The organism is Ruegeria sp. BHSB064 (assembly GCF_059613205.1).
In genome coordinates this window covers 1-15,515 of sequence record NZ_JBXWSB010000060.1, presented here as the reverse complement: position 1 = coordinate 15,515, position 15,515 = coordinate 1, and the positions used below count along the sequence as shown (strand labels likewise).

Below are 15,515 nucleotides of genomic sequence, written 5' to 3'. Positions count from 1 at the left end.
AATGCCGTGGTACTCAACAATGACTGGGACACGACCGATCACTACCCTTAATTACGCAACGAAGCCGACGCACTTGCGGCCACGTCATCCAATTTTTCGTTGGCCGCAGCATAGAGTTTACCCATCTCTTCGGTCAGGGTATTCTGAGCTTCGCGCATCAGTTCGTCGCGCCGCGCCCCCAAAAGTTCATCTTCCTTGCGGGTGTTCGGCAGCAGGGCACCGACCAGCACTCCGACACCCAGGGCCAGGGCTCCCGCAGTGATTGGTTGCTCATGAAGAAAGGACTTGGATGCCTTGACGGTTCGTTGCGCGCGCTTTTCAACGGCCCTTTGAGCTTCAATCGTGGCTTTGCGGGCTTGTAGGACACGCGAGCGCGCTTTTGGCGACAGTTTTTCCAACCCCCGGTCCAATGCAGCACTGAGGCGGCTGGCAGAAAAGTCTTGTTCCATCATTCCCGTCATCTCCTTCTTGATTTGCACATCGGCAGCTTCAACACGCCGATCAAACTCTTCGGACATGTTTTGCGTTGCTTTGGTGCGAGGATTGTTTTGCATTGTTCGAGCTGGTGCGCCGGGACCGGCCATCAAAAGTGCTAAACCTGCTCCAAACAACGTGAACGCCGCCGGATTCTTGCGGGCGGCAATGCAGACCTGCGTGCCGATCTCGCCGCCATACCCCTCCACGACGTCTTTTGCGGTTTGCGCCAGACGATCCGGAGCAAGTGTTTCGGTCAGACTATCGAGAGACGTTGCCAACGCATTTCGTTCGTACGCAACGTGGTTTTCAAGTTCAGTCAAATCAGTCATGAGCAGATTCCTTTATTGCGTCGACATCAGACTTCAGATTCTTAAGTGTTTTGTCGGGAGATACCGTGGCCAGCGACAGGCGTGATTTTCCCCAGAGGGCAAGACAGCCCGCAAAAAGGATCAGACCCGCAGAAACCATCAGCGACGCAGATCCAACTGACATACCCTCAGCGACGATTGCGGCCACCAAAGCAGTTGCCAAGAGATTGATTGCGACCAGTACCAAAAGGGCGGCCAAAAAAAAGAAGACCAGCCCATATGCTGCCCGAGACAGGTTGAGCGAAAGCTCGGCCTTCGCCAATTTCAACTCACCCTGAATGAGACGGGACAGATGGCGCAAGGCAGTCGCCAACATGTTGGGGGCCTGACGCAGGTCGTGCTCATTATGCATTGTAGCCCTCATTCATTTTCGCCAGAACTGATGTGTGGCCGGATGTATCATCCGACGTGGTTCGTTGGGGTTGCTGCTGCGTCGCCCAAGGATCTGCTTCGAATTCTGCAGATGTCGTTTGGCGGGTGTTTCGAGCGCCCAGAAACCGCGTTGCGGCAAACCCAACCAACGCGGCCGAGCCAACAAACAGCAATGGATTTTGGCGGGCAAAATCGGACACTTTGCGGTTGACGGTGCGCAGGTCAGTGTTGCGAACCTGTGCCGCTATGTTTTCCATACTGTCGGCAATTTTCGACATCACTTGATGCTGGACCGAGCCGGCTTCGAATGCCTCAGCAGCGGATTCAGCAGCCTGCGCCACGTTGTCTACTTCATTGGCGGCCCTATCCTGCAAGTCTTGAGCGCGAGCCGTAGCTTCAGATTCCACAACAGTCTTCGCTTTCTGCGCCAAGTCCTTCGCGTGTTTCTTCGCACTGCTTGAGTTACTGGGATGGTTTGCCATTGGTGAACTCCTTTCAACAGATCTCGCATCATCAACGCGCGACCATTGTGATTGTTCCATTTAGGGCGACAAACTCTTGGCAACTGTCACCTGGACAGAAAGCCGTTCCCGGCGAGAAAAATTTGCGGTTGTTGGAACCATGAGAGACGACGTGCGTTTTCCCGACGTCGAGTAGCTGGGTTAGAACCTGCCAAACGACTTGGCCGCCTGCAGTGTTTCGACGCTGGTGCCGGACTTGGTGGTTCGAACCTACAGCTGCAAACGGTGGGACATATGTGTCCAGTGATGTCGGAAATGAAAGGAAAAGCGGATGAATTGGGATCAGATCATGGGTCGTTGGACCGAGTTCAAGGGCAAACTTATGGAGCGCTATGGGGAATTGACCGATGATGAAATTGAGCAGGCCCGAGGTGATCGGGAACAGTTGGAAGGGCTGATCCAGCAAAAATATGGCGACACAAAAGAGAATGTCCGTGACGCTGTAAACAGGCTGATCGACGATATGTAAAAGGGTGTTGGGTTGGGCGTAGCGACTTGAACCAAGTCCCCGATCCGGCCTCTCAGAATCGTAAAAGCGACGGAATGTTTGGCAAGATTGTCCAACATATCAGTCAGAAGGATATCAAACCATGAAGTTATCTGCGTTCCTCGGCATGCCGGTCCGCGACCGGACAGGAGACGAAACAGTCGGGGAGGTCGTAGACTTGGCAGTGAGGGCAGGTGACGCTCCTCTTCAGTATATATTGGTCAATCTGAACATGATGGGTGGTTTTGATCCCATCATATTTCGGGCGGATACCCTTCGTTTCGAGGAAGAGTATCTGGTATCGGTCTTTTCTGCTCAGGAGATCAGTACTAAGCGTCAGAACAATCCATCGAGCTCGGGAAGCAGCCTGGATCTTTCAGTTCTTCCTCCGCAGGTCATTGGTCCGTTTGGGAATACGATAGCTCCAGTGGTTATCGGAGCGGTGCTGAACGAGGCTCTGCAAGACAAGCCACACCCTGATCCGCCCAAAGACGAGTACTGCTGGTTTAGAAAAATTCAGGGCTCTTCAGTCTTCGATCCATCGGGTGAGATCGGTGTGCTTCAGGACATAGGCTGCGATTTTGAAGGCAAATCCATGCTATTCTTGCAGGTCGACAATGGTCATGAGGTGACACAGATTCCTTATGAGGCTTTAAGAAATATCCCCGGTGGCGACTATCTGGTTGTATCAAGTGTCACGGATCCTGTGCGCCCTGTTTAGATGCAAAAACCAGAAGGGTATGGCCGCGTCATTGACGCGGTCTTTTTGTTTAAAAACAAATATTTCCGAAAGAAATAGGGAACCAAACCTCTCGTAGTTCGTTTCTCTTCTGAGACCGCAAGAAATAGCGGTCAACTCAGACAGAAGGAGCTAACTATGAAACATTTCCTGACCACAACTTCGATCGTTCTGTTGATGTCAGCACCTGCCATCGCAGAGAGCTCCAACGTGGAAAAGGTGGGCGAAAACCTTGGAGAGGCGGCTGAAGCGGCAGGCGATGCCGTGTCGAATACGGCTGAAGATATCAAAGATGCAGCGAAGAACACGGCGGAAGATGTCGACCAGGCAGCCGAAGCAACCGGAGAGTATGTGAGCGAGAAGGCCAGTGAAGTTGCCGATGCTGTTGATCCGACAACCATCGATATTGAGGGCTACACCCCTGTTGCGTTTGAAACGGTAACGGCGGAAGACCTTACCGGGATGCGTGTTTACGACATGTCGCAAGAATGGATCGGTGAGATCGATAACGTGGTCATCAATTCGGATGGTACCCTGGAAGGTGCGGTGATCGGCGTTGGAGGCTTCCTCGGTGTGGGCGAGAAAGACGTATTGATCGACTTTTCTCGCGTTTCGCTGATGCGTGAGGTCGATGGCGAGGCCACGTATGCATTCGTGGACGCGGACAAGGAAATGCTGGAGGCAATGCCTTCCTACGAAGAATCGTAAAAGTCAAAAAGCGCCATGCGCGTTGCTAAATTCGCCGGCCGGTTTTTCGGCCGGCGCTTCTGTTCAGACTCCGAGTCTCTTGAAAATTCCAAACACTCTTTCTCAAATAGTCAGATAAGCGGTCTTGGCTCGGCTTGGGTTGTCTCGACCAACCCAATTTCAGCCAGCTTGTCCTGATCAAAGACTTGCAGGACACCTTTTGACCAGTTCGCAAGGTGCTTGTCGCTTAATTTGCGCAGTGTTTTGTTGGTGTGAACCAAGGATAGGCCCAGTGCATCTGCCAGATCCTGTTGACGAAACGGTAGAGGGCAGCGATCATTTTTTACAAGGCCCAGGGCTCGCGACCGGATAAAAAATCTATGAAGGCTCCATGCGATTTTCTCTATCGCGCCGCGCTGCCCGACAGTTGTTAACGCATCTCCAAGAAAGTGCTCTTCCACAGCCGCCAGGAACGTCAAGCTGAATGCACGATCAGGCTGGCTTTGATAGAGCTCGAAAAGCCGAGTGCGATTAAATACACACAAGCGCATTGCCGTGGTTGCCTCTACTGAATGTCGCATGGCGCCCATGACACCGGCCTGCAACCCAATAAAGTCGCCTGGAAAAATGAAACCGACAACCTGGCGGCGGCCGTTTTCCAGCGTCTTGTAGCGTATGCCCATACCGGAGAGCGCTGTATAGAGTTGGGCAGCTTTTGACCCCTCAATGAACAGCTGTGTACCGGGTTCTGCCAACATCTCCCCGGTTTTGAACTGTTGCATGAAAGACAACTCGTCGTCGTCAAATTGTAGAAAAATGTCCTTTTTCCGCAGCGGGCAGTGTTTGCAATCAATCAGGTTGTTTTGCTCTGGGTATGTCATAGTTTATTGCGACCTCCGGTCAACTCGATACGGTTTCACTTGAAAGCACAGCTGGGTGGAACCAAATGAAAGACCGTCCCCTGACCGTATCAGATATTTTGATTGTCACAGGAAACTTTGTCGAAGCAACCGACATACGCGAAGCGCTATCGCCACTTGAGGCCACCCGAATTCAGCATCTGCGGGAAATCAATGACGCTGCCCATCTCCTGCTCGACAGCGGATTTTGCCCGCAGTTGAGTATCATAAGCTACACGCGCGCCGACCTCGAATTTGCGGGGTTCGTGACACGACTTCAGGCATTGGATTGTACCTTACTATTGATCGATGCCCCTGACGCGATCGCTGCGGAATATTCCGCAAACGTCCTTAAACGGCCATTCTCAACTGAGGATCTCGTATCGTTGGTCTCGTTGACTTGAAAAGGCATGATGTCACCAGACCACGGTAACAGGTGGTCTGACGTGAGCTGTGTCAAAATTTGAGGGGGAGTACCGGGGCTGATACTGACCTACATCGTTAACGCGCAAAACGTGGTAACTTGTGTTGTGTAGATCTGTTCAGCGAAGGTCGGCAGGGTGCGTTCCTTGCCGACCACGCGGTGATGCGAACTCGCGTACTGCATGCTGGTTTAGGCGACCCGCTTTGTCGCTTTTGGGCCGAAAATCAACCAACAAATAAATCCAATGAGCGGCAGGATCAGGACAAAAAGGACCCAGAGGATTTTTGAACCTGTGGTCGCAGACGAGCCGATAATCGAAACGATGGCCCAAATTGATAAAACCAACAGGATCAGACCACCAATGCCATAAATCTCAACCATAGCGATGTTCCTTTCGTTGTGTGTCTTCGTATAGCTACGGTATTCAAACCCTTCCAAAGCCGGATTGTTCCATCCCACGACACATTTGGGTTGAATTTTTGAAGGTTGATAAGCGCTATCTACCGACACTCAACCGTCGCAGCGATTAAATGCATCTTGAAATTTGGAACAATGCGGGCTGCCGCGCGTTTTCATATGGGCTTTAGCGAGGGAGCACGTCTTGGCAGCTGATACGGAATCCGAAAGACAAGATCTGGTAGAAAAAGAAAGCGAGAAAGAAGCTGTCGAAGAGGCGTCTGGCCTGTCCCCCCGGTTGATATTCGAGACTATCCGCCGGAATGGCGAAGAAGAGCTCCGGCGACCGGTTCGGGCGCTCTTTTGGTCGGGGATAGCTGCGGGAATTTTGATCAGCTTTTCTGTTCTGGGTGAAGCCCTACTGCGTGCCCATCTTCCTGACACCAGCTGGCGGTACCTCATTGAGAACTTCGGTTACTCGCTGGGGTTTCTCTTGGCTATCCTTGGGCGAATGCAGTTGTTTACCGAGAACACGATTACGACAGTTGTACCAACAATGATGACGCCATCCCTATCCTGTTTTTCTAAAACGGCTCGACTGTGGGTGATTGTTTTGGTTGCAAATGTCGTCGGGGCGTTTCTCATATCAGCTTTTCTTCTCTACACGCCGGTTCTGAACAGCGAGACTCTGGCGGTCTTAAATGAGCTCAGCCGCCACGCCACCGGTATGGGGGCCTGGGAAGGCTTTGTGCGCGCTATCCCAGCTGGGATTCTGATCGCAGCGATTGTCTGGATGCTGCCGTCAGCTCAAAACAATGAAGTGCTGCTTATCGTGATTTTTACCTGGCTGATTGCCATAGGTGACTTTACCCATATTGTGGCTGGGTCGGTGGAAATGGCCCTACTCATGCTGCAGGGCATGTTACCTGCTTATGATGCAGCTTTCGGTTTCTTTCTACCCGTGCTAGTCGGCAATGTTATCGGGGGTACGGCGGTTTTCACAATGCTGGCCTACGCGCAGATCAAGCCGGAAATTGAAAACCCGAAGCACCTCTGAGGATGCTTCGAGTTTTGGATTTTGAGAAGTATATGGCGGCGGCAGTTTCACAGCTAATCTTTTACCGATCCCGAATGAACAACCAGATGAGCAGCGCCGCGAAGATCAGGCCAATGACGGCTGGCCAGACCAATTCAACGCCAATCACGTTGGTCTATTAACTGCGGTCGCTTTTCCGAAGTGCAACTCCCAACAAGACGCCAAGCCCAAGCGCCCCGGCAAGTGCAAGCCCGGGATTTTCGCGAACGAAGGCAACGCTTTTTTCAGTTGCTGTCGAAAGATGCTGTTGCACTTCTTCTTGCGCCGTCTTCAGATTGTCGCGTGTGGCCGAAGCACCATCCTGCAATGCAGTCTTGGCCTCACTGATAACACTTTCAATTCGGTTGGCTGCCTCTTTGTCTTCAATGGCGGGTTCGGTAGCTGGGGCTTTTTTTGTTTGTGACATGGTTGATCTCCTTTCGCTGAAACAACGCAACAGACGATCATTGGTTCCAAGGCCCGATCGGGAACCAACCCGCGTTCTCAGACGTTTGAACCTCATCCACATCGAATTGAAAGGACATCTTATGTTATCCTGGGCAGTCATCTTTTTCGTTCTTGCGATCATCGCAGGAGTTTTTGGATTTTCGGGAATCGCGTCAGCCTCTGCGGGCATCGCTCAAATCCTGTTCGTGATCTTCCTTGTGTTGTTCATCGGTTCGTTGCTGATGCGGCTCTTGCGTGGGTGATCATCCGCAAATTGGTCGCCGCTTACGCTCTTTTTGCCGCCGCGGCATTGGTTACTATCCAAGGAGGTTTGACGCGTTATGAGGGATTCCCCAGCCACCCAAACATGTGCTGATCTGTTGATTTCGTGTCTGGAAGCGAATGGTGTGACCGCGGCGTTTGGCGTACCGGGTGAGGAGACGACGGAACTGGTTTCCGCGATTGACCGGTCTGGCATCGATTTTGTTCTTTGTCGACACGAGCAATCCGCCGCATTTATGGCCTCGGTTCACGGACGACTGACCGGAAATCCAGCGCTTTGCATCGCGACCCTTGGCCCAGGTGCCACCAACCTGGTCACGGGCGTTGCTGACGCGACGCTGGACCATGTGCCGATGATTGCCATAACAGGTCAGGGAGCTCGAGATCAACTCGGTCGTGAAAGCCATCAGATCATTGATCTGGAGGTATTATTTGCGCCGATTACAAAGTTCAGTCGTACTCTGGTTTTGGCCGACGAGACTCCGCAGGTTGTTGCTGAGGCCGTCCGTCACTGCAATGCCGACAAGCCCGGTGCCGTGCACCTTTCCCTTCCCGACGATCTTGCTGGTGTTCCGACGACCGCCGAGCCGTTTGTCGCCTCTCCGCCTGCGGAAACGCGGCCTGCGACGGATGCAGTCGTCCGCGCGGCACGCTTGGTTTCTCAGTCTAAGAAGCCGGTCATTCTTGCGGGCCATGGCGTCATCAGGGCAAATGTAGCTGAACTCGTTCGGGATTTGTCAGAGAGACTTTCAGCGCCGGTCTTAACTACGTTCATGGCGAAAGGTATTCATGCCCCAGACCATCCCCTTTGCCTTCACACGATTGGCCAGCCCGGCGAAGAGCTGGCCTCCAAAGCCTTTGAGTTGAGCGATCTCATCATCGCCATCGGTTTTGATCCTGTTGAATACCCACCCGCGAAGGTCACCATGTCTGGGATGCGACCGGTGCTCGAAATATCGGATGTTGCTTCGACGGTCGATGTGAATTGGCCCGTCAAAGCCGCGCTGACCGGAGATTTGCTGCAGAGTATCGGAACACTTCACAAGGCAACGGCGCAACGCGAGTTGCAAACAGCTTTTGAAGACCTGCGCAGGAAGATCAACGAAACACTGGAGCAGGATGCTACCACATCCAAGGGCGAGTGTCCGACACCGTCCGATATCTGCAAAGAGATATCGAAGACACTTCGCGACAGTGATGTCTTGTTATCTGGTGTCGGGTTACACAAGTTGTGGATCGCCCGAAATGTACAAGCCAAACGCGCGGGTCAGATCATTATTCCCAATGGCCTCGCTGGAATGGGGCTTGCATTGCCCGGCGCTATTGAGGCGGCTCGCCAATTGGAAACGGGTCGAGTCATCGCTGTATGTGGTGATGGGGACTTCCTGATGAACGTTCAGGAGATGGAAACCGCCACCCGGCTATGCGTACCGGTCACCGTGCTCGTTTGGGAGGACAATGGGTATGGCCTGATCGATGAGAAACAACCCGGTGATCGCGAGTTTGCATTTGGAAATCCAGATTGGGCATTGCTCGCCCAAGCATTTGGGTGGGTTTATCACGACATCGATACCTTCGCAAAGCTTGGACCGGCTTTGCAGGCCGCGGCTGATATCGCAGTTCCAACTCTGCTTCGAGTGTCCGTAGACTACGCTGCAGAAGGTGGGTTGCCGGCGGCCAGAGATTGAACGGCGAATTAGGAACCAAATTCATCATCGCACGTTGTTTTCCAGAGTAGCGAAAAGGAGTGATTATGACACACGCACTGAACGTAATTCCAAACGAAAACCCTGTCGCAACCGGAGTGAGAGACACGGCGGCACTGGCAAAAGCCCTGTCGAACGTTCTGGCCGATACATACCGCCTGACGTTCAAAACGCACGCCTATCATTGGAATGTGGAAGGTCCGTTGTTCTATTCGATCCATAAACTGACAGAAGAGCAGTACGAGAACATGTTCGACGCTGCCGATGAGGTTGCGGAACGAATTCGCTCATTGGGTCATCTGGCACCGTCACAGATGTCGGAAATTATGGAGCTCTCTGTGATCAAAGATCTTGAAGGAGAAATTTCCGCGGCTGGAATGATAGAAGATCTTGCTGCTGACCATGAACGTGTTGCGCACCGGCTTCACGCCCTGACAGAAATGGCAGGTGATAGGAAGGATGTTGTCACTGAAGATCTCGCGACCGAGCGTTCGGCGTTCCACGAGCAAGCCGCCTGGATGCTTCGCGCGATCGCTAAATCAAGCTAAGGATGCGCTTTAGAGCGCCACCAAACAGTAATGGTTGGCCAGTGGCAATTTCGCCCGGGCAGTAGAAACTTCCGGGCGAAATTGCCACCAGCCGTTTTATCTTAGAGTTACGCCCGCAACGCTGGTGGTACAGGAACGAGAATCAGTGACCGACAAACAAGATTTGGCCGAAGACCGAACCGACTGGGCCGAGGACCGCACCGTGCTTGCCAATGAGCGGACTTTTGCGGGATGGATGAGGACTGGCATGGCAAGCGTAGCGATTGCACTTGGCTTGAAAGCTGTCTTTGGGGCCGTCGAGCCGACATGGCTGGCGAAAGCCGCTTCTTCTTTGTTTATCGCGATTTCACTGTTGATCTATTGGGGCGCTTGGCGAAACGCGCTGCGGGTCTTCGCGCGTCTGGACTCTCATAGCTCAGAACCTGCTTCAAAGACTCACTTATGCGTTGTTATCGGGTCGCTATCGATCGGATCGGTGGTCTGTTGTATTGTGCTCTGGCTGATATAGCGGGCGAAAGGAACAAACTTGACTGAGAATGATTGGCCTCCGGAATGCGCCAATAAGGGCAAACATCTCACGCACCATGAGTATGGGGCTTCATGAAGCAAGTAGACTGGCTACGCCTCCGCTTTCTCCGCTACTATCGAAACATGGGTTTGCGCGTGGTGCTCTACGCTTTGCTTTCGGTTTTAGCTGCCTTAATCAGTCCGGTCGTTTCGTTCTTCACGAAATCACCATTCGGCGGAAATCTACAATTCGAGTCCGTCCTTCCGGTGTTGACCATCTTGGCCACTTCAATGCTCGCTGTGTCGACCTTTTCCCTAAATATCATGGTGTCTGCGCACAGGGCCGCTTCGAACGCAACCACACCACGCGTTCATCGTATTCTGTTGGCTGACACGACCACACAATCGGTTCTTGCGACATTCATTGGAGCGTTTGTCTTTTCCTTGGGGTCAATCGTTCTTTATCAAGCTGGCGTATATCCGGCAGACTCCGCCTTCTTTGTGATGTCCGTGACCATTCTGGTTGTTGTTCTCGTCGTAGTATCCTTGCTTCGTTGGATCGATCACCTCACAAAAATTGGCAGCGTGGACCACAGTTTGCAATGCGCAGCGCAGAGCGCGCGTGAAACGTTGAAGACCTGCTTAAAGCAACCCAACCTGGGCGCGTCTGAGCTGACGGATGCAACCGTTCTTCCGGATGATTGTGCAAAGCTCAAGAGCGAGCAATCGGGCTATGTCCAATTGATTGATACAGTGCAGCTACAGGATGCCTTGCCTGCCACCGGGTCGGTCTATGTTTTGGTTCGACCGGGTTCGCATGTTGTGTCCGGTGATACGCTTGCTGAGGTTTCCGGCTCCCCAGATTCAAAAAACATGGCAGCGCTCGCCGCTGCGTTCACGATCGGGGAACAGAGAACGCATGAACAAGATGCTGAGTTTGGATTGTTGGTGCTGTCAGAAATTGCCGCCAAGGCCCTTTCCCCGGGTATCAACGACGCAGGAACTGCAATCGAAACGCTTCAAGAGATGAAATCGTTGCTTTGGAATTACTACAACGAAACTTTGTCTGATGAAGATACGCTCGCCGCTCCAAACGTGTTCATCGGGATGCCGGATGAGCAGTGTCTGTTGGAAGCCGCTTTCCAGTCCTTGGCACGAGATGGGGCGGGAATAATTGAAGTGTCGAAACCGTTGCAAGAAGCATTGTTGAAGCTGTCAGGATCGCGAAACCAAAAAGCAGCGTCGGCTGCAATTGAGCTCGCTGATAGGGCGCTCCGCTACGCAAAACAATCAAATTTGCTTGAAGTCGAAAAAGAGCAGCTTGAAAAGGTGGTTCCGAAACACAAACTGGACAAAGCCGCCGAGTCCTGAATTGTTCGATTAAGTCAACCAGTGGTCTTTGTTTGGAAGGCAAGGTCGGACAGCCAGTTTGCAATCATTTTGTGTTGAACATTGGCCAAGGCCGCAACGCGGTAAAACCCGATCAATTCGCGTAGTGGAGAGGATATCCGTTCAAATCCTGAAATAAATGCCACAATCACCCCGACTTGTGTTTCGCCCTGGATCACCAAATAGCCACCGAACAGCATGACCGTCATCGGGCCGATCGCATTCAGAAGATTCAGGACCGACTTCAACCCAAACTTAATGACGTAAAACCGAATCCTGTTGGAGTAGATTTTAGGCAATAGGACCATGGCCTGTGTTTTGTCTTTCTCAGACTCTTGGGAGATCCCTTCGCCAAGATCGCGCAATAGAACCACGCGCTTTTCGAGGAGTTCATTCAGATACTTCTGGATCCACGGTGTCAGAACAATTTGAGGCACGAGAAATGCCAGTGCAAACACCGCGATTTTAGGCTCTACTACGAACATGTAGATCACAACGCCCAACAACATAACGATGTTTGCACAGGCTCCGGAAAGTGCACCTCCAACAAAGCCGCTGAGTTTTTCAACTTCGGATCCAATAATCGACACTGTTTTGCCAGAACCGGTTTGATCTTGGCGCTCCTCATAGACGCCCAACAGGTGGCGGCGCGTATACAGTGAAGTGCTTTCGGTGAGCCACGACTGATAAATCCAGAGTCCAAACTTCACCACCTGGTGAGTCAGGACCACGGCGACATACGCATATCCGAGCTGTGCCAACAGGGTCAGGTCGCGGTTCTCGACCGCCTCGTTAATGATCCTGCGTTGAAGTTCGATAGGCACAAGGCTTAGCAGAGCGGCCACAACGGCGACCAAACAGACAAGAACCTGATGCCACTCGCTCATGCGCCACACATAGCGAAGCAAAGACGCCGCCGGCGCGTCATCACCTGTTCGTTTCACGTTCAACGGTTTTTCTGAGATTTTCATAGGTTCTTGAATTCCAGTCGAGGTTTGACGATTTCTGCAAACACTATGACTCAGGGGTGTCAATTCTTCGAGCATGGAGTGGTTTTCCAGATTCAAACAAAGCATTGCCTGCAATTGTATTGGGAGGTCTTACAAGTCTGGCTCAGCGTTGTTTTTTTTGCGGGATGCCGTGCGATGCTTGAATGGCTGAATTCACGCCTTGATGTTTAGCTGGCGTTTTGTATGAAACGTTACAATCCAAGCAGAGCGAGGCCGGCAAAGGACAGAACTCCAAAAACCATGGCGGCGATAACATTGTTGGTCAGGATTGCAGCTCCAAGTGCGACGCCAGCCGCGATCCATACTTGTAAAGGTTGACCCGCAAGCGACGCGGCAACCAGACTAACAACGATTAGGCCCGGTAGTTCGTCCAATACCCAAGCGTGACGCGAGGAGCGGATATGCTCACCAGCGATCAACCCGAGCAAGCGGATGGAAAACGCCGCGAACGCCAAGATGCCGATGACGGCCCAGTGCGCGCCACTCATACCAAAGCTCGTGCCGAGCGTCGCCGAGCATAGGACATTGCCAGGCCACAAAGCGCTCCGATGACAATTGCATAAGCCTTGGGCAATCCCAGGTTCATCACAATGATCGTCGTAGTAATTGCAATCGCCCACGGGAACATCTGTGGCCTCCCTCGCCAAAGGCTTCGCGCCATTGCAATGAACGCGGCTGTGAATGCAAAGCCCAGGCCAAATCGTTCCAGGTCGGGTAGCACGGTCCCAACCACAGCTCCGGCAGTGGTTGAAACTGTCCAAACCGTGATCATCACCATGCCGGACCCCATGAGAAAAGCAGCACCCACATGTGGCGACTTTGCGCGTTCCGCCATCGTTAACGCCCAGTTTTCATCACCCGTTATGTGGATCGCCAATAGTTTCAATCCTGGTGACAGGCTCGCCAAGATTTTGGACAGCGATGCTACGATCCCAATATAGCGCAGATTCAATGCCGCGCCCGCCAGAGCAGCGCCCGTTATCGCTTGGGTCGAGGCGAACTGTTCAACGGCAACGATCTGAGATGATCCTGCATGAACCGAAGCGCTCATTAAACCGACACCCCACCACGGAAACCCAGTTTGAGCTGCAAGTAGACCGAACGCGAAGCCGTAAATTGCGGCTCCAAGGGCGAGTGGAAGGATAGCGAGAACACGGTGCTTCATTTGCAGTAAAATATATGGTTAAGCCGATGTCATGTATGGTCAATTTTTGCGAATCGTGATGCTATCAAATCAAAAAATACCCGAAAAATACGGAGCTAAGATCATGGATGCTACGGACCGCAAGTTACTCGATATACTCCAGAAGAATGTAAAAACCTCAGTTCAATCCCTTGCGGAAACAACCGGCATTTCAACCGCTTCGGTCCAGAGACGTTTGCGAATGCTTCGTGAAAATAATGTGATTAAGCGCGAGGTCGCTATTCTTGATCCCAAGCCGCTGGGTTTGGGTATTACTGCAGTCGTATCAGTGGAACTTGAACGGGACCGGCTTGACCAGATTGATGCCTTTAAGCGCAAAGCGCGTGAAGACAAGCAAGTAACACACTTCTACTGCATAGCGGGGGACGGAGATTTCATACTCGTTGTGATGGCAAAAGACATTGCGGACTATGAGGTATTCACGCATCGATTTTTCTTTGCCGACAAGAACGTCCGGAAGTTTCGAACCTCTATTGTGGTTTCTACTGAAAAGGCTACTCCCGAGCTGCCTATTTTATAGCTATTGGCGACAATCGACTAACGGGCGGAATCGTTCTACCCTTGCCCTATTGAAAGACACAACTTTCGGCGCCTGGAGCGTTGCCTGAGCAGGTAGACACCAAAACTGATCGCCTGTGCACAGAACCGTTTCCTAAGCGTGACACGTTGGCGTCTGTTGGCTTTTTGCGGCAGCGACCCGAGCGGGCCGTGCCCAAAACATGTTTGGGAGGATGCGTTCGTCATGGATCTGGGTCTCAAAGACAAAAACGTACTCGTCACCGGTGGGACAAGAGGTATCGGGCGGCGCTGCGCCGAAGCTTTTGCAGCCGAAGGTGCAAACATCGCAATTTGCGCGCGCCATTCGGACGAGGTGGAAGCAACCGTTTCTGCACTCAAAAGCGAAGACGTCCAGGTCATTGGCAAAGCGCTGGACGTCTCCAACAAGGTGGCGTTGAGAGAGTTCGTGACATCAACAGCTAAAACATTCGGAGGGCTCGACATCATCGTGGCCAGTGCATCCGCGCTCGCCATGACTGACGACGAGGAAGCCTGGCGCAACAGCTACGAGACTGATCTTATGCACACTGTCAGGCTGGTCAATGCAGCGATGCCTTGGCTGGAGCGTTCTGACACAGCGTCGATCACTGCTATTGCCAGCGTGTCCGGTCGCGAAACTGATGCAAGCGGTCCGGCCTACGCCGCGTTCAAAGCTGCGCTTGTCAACTACATGCACGGCCTGGCTGTCAAACTCGCGTGCAAGAATATCCGAGCCAATTGCGTCTCACCGGGCAACACCTATTTCGAAGGCGGAATCTGGCAAAAGGTCGAAACGGAAGTGCCGGAAGTTTTCTCAAATGCTCTTTCCCTCAATCCGACCGGCCGGATGGCGACGCCGGAGGAAATTGCTCGAGGTGTGGTGTTTCTTGCAAGCCCTGCTTCATCTTTCACATCGGGGACAAACCTTGTCATTGATGGGGCGCTCACGCGCGGAGTTCAGCTGTGAAACTCGTACCTATCTCGGCGTCTCGCTTGTCGGTTCGCGTTCACGTGTTTACAGACCGGTCGATAATGTCACTTTAAGACGACCACTTTTTGGGGAGCATCCATAGATGGTTGAAAGCACAACGGGGTAGTGCATAAGGCGCCTAAAAGGCGGGGATGCGCTCAAGCGCAACATCCGGCAACAATGGGTTCTTCGCTGTTATTCAATCGGTCGCAACATATTGCAACAACTGCAAAACCGCTCCTGCGCGAACGGTTTAAACGTCGATTAAGCTGCTAAATTTTTTGGTGACGGTTTCTCTAACTCGCCATCTGCTTACACTCATTTTGACCAACGTTTTGGCCGCTCGCCAAGGCCGCCCGCCAGCGTGTCAAACACCAACCGGATTCGGCGGAGAGGCGCTGAAGAGCACAGAGTCGGGCACTGTTCTGACCGTCTTGGGGCCGGACGCTGCACTATCTTTCCGACGGAAG

At 52.5% G+C, this 15,515-nt stretch carries 21 protein-coding genes; 12 read left to right on the top strand and 9 right to left on the bottom strand.

All coding sequences use genetic code 11. The annotated features are described in order from the left end of the window. Positions 1-47 precede the first annotated feature (47 nt). From AC2FNU_RS14580 to AC2FNU_RS14570, 3 genes are read right to left on the bottom strand one after another with little or no spacing between them, the layout of a single operon-like run. Positions 48-806, bottom strand: a complete 759-nt coding sequence (locus AC2FNU_RS14580; protein ID WP_496789740.1) for a hypothetical protein — start codon at positions 804-806, stop codon at positions 48-50. After that, positions 799-1,197 (bottom strand): phage holin family protein, encoded by a 399-nt coding sequence (locus AC2FNU_RS14575; RefSeq protein ID WP_496789738.1) that lies wholly within the window; start codon positions 1,195-1,197, stop codon positions 799-801. The genes AC2FNU_RS14580 and AC2FNU_RS14575 overlap by 8 nt, the downstream gene beginning before the upstream one ends. Beyond that, on the bottom strand, positions 1,190-1,759 hold the full coding sequence (locus AC2FNU_RS14570; RefSeq protein WP_496789737.1) for a hypothetical protein: 570 nt from the start codon (positions 1,757-1,759) through the stop codon (positions 1,190-1,192). The genes AC2FNU_RS14575 and AC2FNU_RS14570 overlap by 8 nt, the downstream gene beginning before the upstream one ends. Positions 1,760-2,009: 250 nt before the next feature. On the opposite strand from AC2FNU_RS14570, the gene AC2FNU_RS14565 reads away from it, so the two are divergent. The 3 genes from AC2FNU_RS14565 (at position 2,010) to AC2FNU_RS14555 (ending at position 3,672) form a co-directional block, all read left to right on the top strand. Beyond that, a complete protein-coding gene (locus AC2FNU_RS14565) occupies positions 2,010-2,207 on the top strand; it encodes a CsbD family protein (protein ID WP_171331887.1) in 198 nt (65 codons plus the stop codon). Positions 2,208-2,328: 121 nt separating this feature from the next. Next, positions 2,329-2,946 carry a hypothetical protein gene (locus AC2FNU_RS14560; protein WP_496789730.1) on the top strand — a complete coding sequence of 206 codons (618 nt, stop codon included), beginning with the start codon at positions 2,329-2,331 and terminating at the stop codon, positions 2,944-2,946. Positions 2,947-3,102: 156 nt separating this feature from the next. After that, the gene (locus AC2FNU_RS14555) at positions 3,103-3,672 is read left to right on the top strand and encodes a PRC-barrel domain-containing protein (RefSeq protein WP_496789727.1); all 570 of its coding nucleotides are present in this window, start codon (positions 3,103-3,105) and stop codon (positions 3,670-3,672) included. Positions 3,673-3,782: 110 nt separating this feature from the next. Here the strand turns inward: AC2FNU_RS14555 and AC2FNU_RS14550 are convergent, their stop codons facing one another. Further along, the gene (locus AC2FNU_RS14550) at positions 3,783-4,532 is read right to left on the bottom strand and encodes a Crp/Fnr family transcriptional regulator (RefSeq protein WP_496789725.1); all 750 of its coding nucleotides are present in this window, start codon (positions 4,530-4,532) and stop codon (positions 3,783-3,785) included. Positions 4,533-4,597: 65 nt separating this feature from the next. Between AC2FNU_RS14550 and AC2FNU_RS14545 the strand changes: the two genes are divergently transcribed. Further along, on the top strand, positions 4,598-4,954 hold the full coding sequence (locus AC2FNU_RS14545; RefSeq protein ID WP_496789722.1) for a hypothetical protein: 357 nt from the start codon (positions 4,598-4,600) through the stop codon (positions 4,952-4,954). 209 nt (positions 4,955-5,163) lie between these two features. On the opposite strand, the gene AC2FNU_RS14540 is transcribed toward AC2FNU_RS14545, so the two are convergent. After that, a complete protein-coding gene (locus tag AC2FNU_RS14540; protein WP_170753593.1) occupies positions 5,164-5,355 on the bottom strand; it encodes a PLDc N-terminal domain-containing protein in 192 nt (63 codons plus the stop codon). A gap of 220 nt (positions 5,356-5,575) precedes the next feature. On the opposite strand from AC2FNU_RS14540, the gene AC2FNU_RS14535 reads away from it, so the two are divergent. Continuing rightward, complete coding sequence (locus tag AC2FNU_RS14535) at positions 5,576-6,427, top strand: formate/nitrite transporter family protein (RefSeq protein ID WP_496789720.1); 852 nt, start codon at positions 5,576-5,578, stop codon at positions 6,425-6,427. Positions 6,428-6,584: 157 nt separating this feature from the next. Here AC2FNU_RS14535 and AC2FNU_RS14530 read toward each other — a convergent pair whose 3' ends face one another. Then, complete coding sequence (locus AC2FNU_RS14530; protein WP_496789777.1) at positions 6,585-7,082, bottom strand: hypothetical protein; 498 nt, start codon at positions 7,080-7,082, stop codon at positions 6,585-6,587. Between AC2FNU_RS14530 and AC2FNU_RS14525 the strand changes: the two genes are divergently transcribed. The 5 genes from AC2FNU_RS14525 to AC2FNU_RS14505 all read left to right on the top strand — a co-directional run bounded on the left by AC2FNU_RS14525 (position 7,030) and on the right by AC2FNU_RS14505 (position 11,306). Continuing rightward, the gene (locus AC2FNU_RS14525) at positions 7,030-7,155 is read left to right on the top strand and encodes a DUF1328 domain-containing protein (protein WP_496789775.1); all 126 of its coding nucleotides are present in this window, start codon (positions 7,030-7,032) and stop codon (positions 7,153-7,155) included. The two genes, AC2FNU_RS14530 and AC2FNU_RS14525, sit on opposite strands and share 53 nt — an antisense overlap. Positions 7,156-7,233: 78 nt before the next feature. After that, positions 7,234-8,862, top strand: a complete 1,629-nt coding sequence (locus AC2FNU_RS14520) for an acetolactate synthase large subunit (RefSeq protein ID WP_496789717.1) — start codon at positions 7,234-7,236, stop codon at positions 8,860-8,862. Positions 8,863-8,927: 65 nt separating this feature from the next. Next, positions 8,928-9,428 (top strand): Dps family protein, encoded by a 501-nt coding sequence (locus AC2FNU_RS14515; RefSeq protein ID WP_496789715.1) that lies wholly within the window; start codon positions 8,928-8,930, stop codon positions 9,426-9,428. A gap of 145 nt (positions 9,429-9,573) precedes the next feature. Beyond that, positions 9,574-9,936: a YidH family protein gene (locus AC2FNU_RS14510; protein WP_496789711.1), complete on the top strand. Its 363-nt coding sequence runs from the start codon at positions 9,574-9,576 to the stop codon at positions 9,934-9,936. Positions 9,937-10,028: 92 nt separating this feature from the next. Then, positions 10,029-11,306 carry a DUF2254 domain-containing protein gene (locus AC2FNU_RS14505; RefSeq protein ID WP_496789707.1) on the top strand — a complete coding sequence of 426 codons (1,278 nt, stop codon included), beginning with the start codon at positions 10,029-10,031 and terminating at the stop codon, positions 11,304-11,306. Between the two features lie 14 nt (positions 11,307-11,320). On the opposite strand, the gene AC2FNU_RS14500 is transcribed toward AC2FNU_RS14505, so the two are convergent. From AC2FNU_RS14500 to AC2FNU_RS14490, 3 genes are all read right to left on the bottom strand, one after another. Further along, complete coding sequence (locus AC2FNU_RS14500; protein ID WP_496789705.1) at positions 11,321-12,391, bottom strand: ABC transporter transmembrane domain-containing protein; 1,071 nt, start codon at positions 12,389-12,391, stop codon at positions 11,321-11,323. A 134-nt stretch (positions 12,392-12,525) separates the two neighbouring features. After that, positions 12,526-12,822, bottom strand: coding sequence for an AzlD domain-containing protein (locus AC2FNU_RS14495; protein ID WP_496789704.1), 297 nt, complete (start codon positions 12,820-12,822; stop codon positions 12,526-12,528). Beyond that, positions 12,819-13,499 carry an AzlC family ABC transporter permease gene (locus tag AC2FNU_RS14490; protein ID WP_496789703.1) on the bottom strand — a complete coding sequence of 227 codons (681 nt, stop codon included), beginning with the start codon at positions 13,497-13,499 and terminating at the stop codon, positions 12,819-12,821. The genes AC2FNU_RS14495 and AC2FNU_RS14490 overlap by 4 nt, the downstream gene beginning before the upstream one ends. Before the next feature lie 31 nt (positions 13,500-13,530). Here AC2FNU_RS14490 and AC2FNU_RS14485 point away from each other — a divergent pair, with 31 nt between their 5' ends. Then, on the top strand, positions 13,531-14,058 hold the full coding sequence (locus AC2FNU_RS14485) for an Lrp/AsnC family transcriptional regulator (protein WP_496789700.1): 528 nt from the start codon (positions 13,531-13,533) through the stop codon (positions 14,056-14,058). 222 nt (positions 14,059-14,280) lie between these two features. After that, positions 14,281-15,042 carry an SDR family NAD(P)-dependent oxidoreductase gene (locus AC2FNU_RS14480; protein ID WP_496789697.1) on the top strand — a complete coding sequence of 254 codons (762 nt, stop codon included), beginning with the start codon at positions 14,281-14,283 and terminating at the stop codon, positions 15,040-15,042. The last annotated feature ends 473 nt before the right edge of the window (positions 15,043-15,515 follow it).

Bases quoted from the DNA above. Each gene is read 5' to 3' on its own strand.
- AC2FNU_RS14515 (WP_496789715.1), top strand. From the start codon at position 8,928: ATGACACACGCACTGAACGTAATTCCAAACGAAAACCCTGTCGCAACC.
- AC2FNU_RS14490 (WP_496789703.1), bottom strand. From the start codon at position 13,499: ATGAAGCACCGTGTTCTCGCTATCCTTCCACTCGCCCTTGGAGCCGCA.
- AC2FNU_RS14580 (WP_496789740.1), bottom strand. From the start codon at position 806: ATGACTGATTTGACTGAACTTGAAAACCACGTTGCGTACGAACGAAAT.
- AC2FNU_RS14575 (WP_496789738.1), bottom strand. From the start codon at position 1,197: ATGCATAATGAGCACGACCTGCGTCAGGCCCCCAACATGTTGGCGACT.
- AC2FNU_RS14520 (WP_496789717.1), top strand. From the start codon at position 7,234: ATGAGGGATTCCCCAGCCACCCAAACATGTGCTGATCTGTTGATTTCG.
- AC2FNU_RS14530 (WP_496789777.1), bottom strand. From the start codon at position 7,082: ATGCCCGCAGAGGCTGACGCGATTCCCGAAAATCCAAAAACTCCTGCG.
- AC2FNU_RS14505 (WP_496789707.1), top strand. From the start codon at position 10,029: ATGAAGCAAGTAGACTGGCTACGCCTCCGCTTTCTCCGCTACTATCGA.
- AC2FNU_RS14480 (WP_496789697.1), top strand. From the start codon at position 14,281: ATGGATCTGGGTCTCAAAGACAAAAACGTACTCGTCACCGGTGGGACA.
- AC2FNU_RS14545 (WP_496789722.1), top strand. From the start codon at position 4,598: ATGAAAGACCGTCCCCTGACCGTATCAGATATTTTGATTGTCACAGGA.
- AC2FNU_RS14550 (WP_496789725.1), bottom strand. From the start codon at position 4,532: ATGACATACCCAGAGCAAAACAACCTGATTGATTGCAAACACTGCCCG.
- AC2FNU_RS14540 (WP_170753593.1), bottom strand. From the start codon at position 5,355: ATGGTTGAGATTTATGGCATTGGTGGTCTGATCCTGTTGGTTTTATCA.
- AC2FNU_RS14555 (WP_496789727.1), top strand. From the start codon at position 3,103: ATGAAACATTTCCTGACCACAACTTCGATCGTTCTGTTGATGTCAGCA.
- AC2FNU_RS14565 (WP_171331887.1), top strand. From the start codon at position 2,010: ATGAATTGGGATCAGATCATGGGTCGTTGGACCGAGTTCAAGGGCAAA.
- AC2FNU_RS14560 (WP_496789730.1), top strand. From the start codon at position 2,329: ATGAAGTTATCTGCGTTCCTCGGCATGCCGGTCCGCGACCGGACAGGA.
- AC2FNU_RS14485 (WP_496789700.1), top strand. From the start codon at position 13,531: ATGTATGGTCAATTTTTGCGAATCGTGATGCTATCAAATCAAAAAATA.
- AC2FNU_RS14570 (WP_496789737.1), bottom strand. From the start codon at position 1,759: ATGGAACAATCACAATGGTCGCGCGTTGATGATGCGAGATCTGTTGAA.
- AC2FNU_RS14495 (WP_496789704.1), bottom strand. From the start codon at position 12,822: ATGAGTGGCGCGCACTGGGCCGTCATCGGCATCTTGGCGTTCGCGGCG.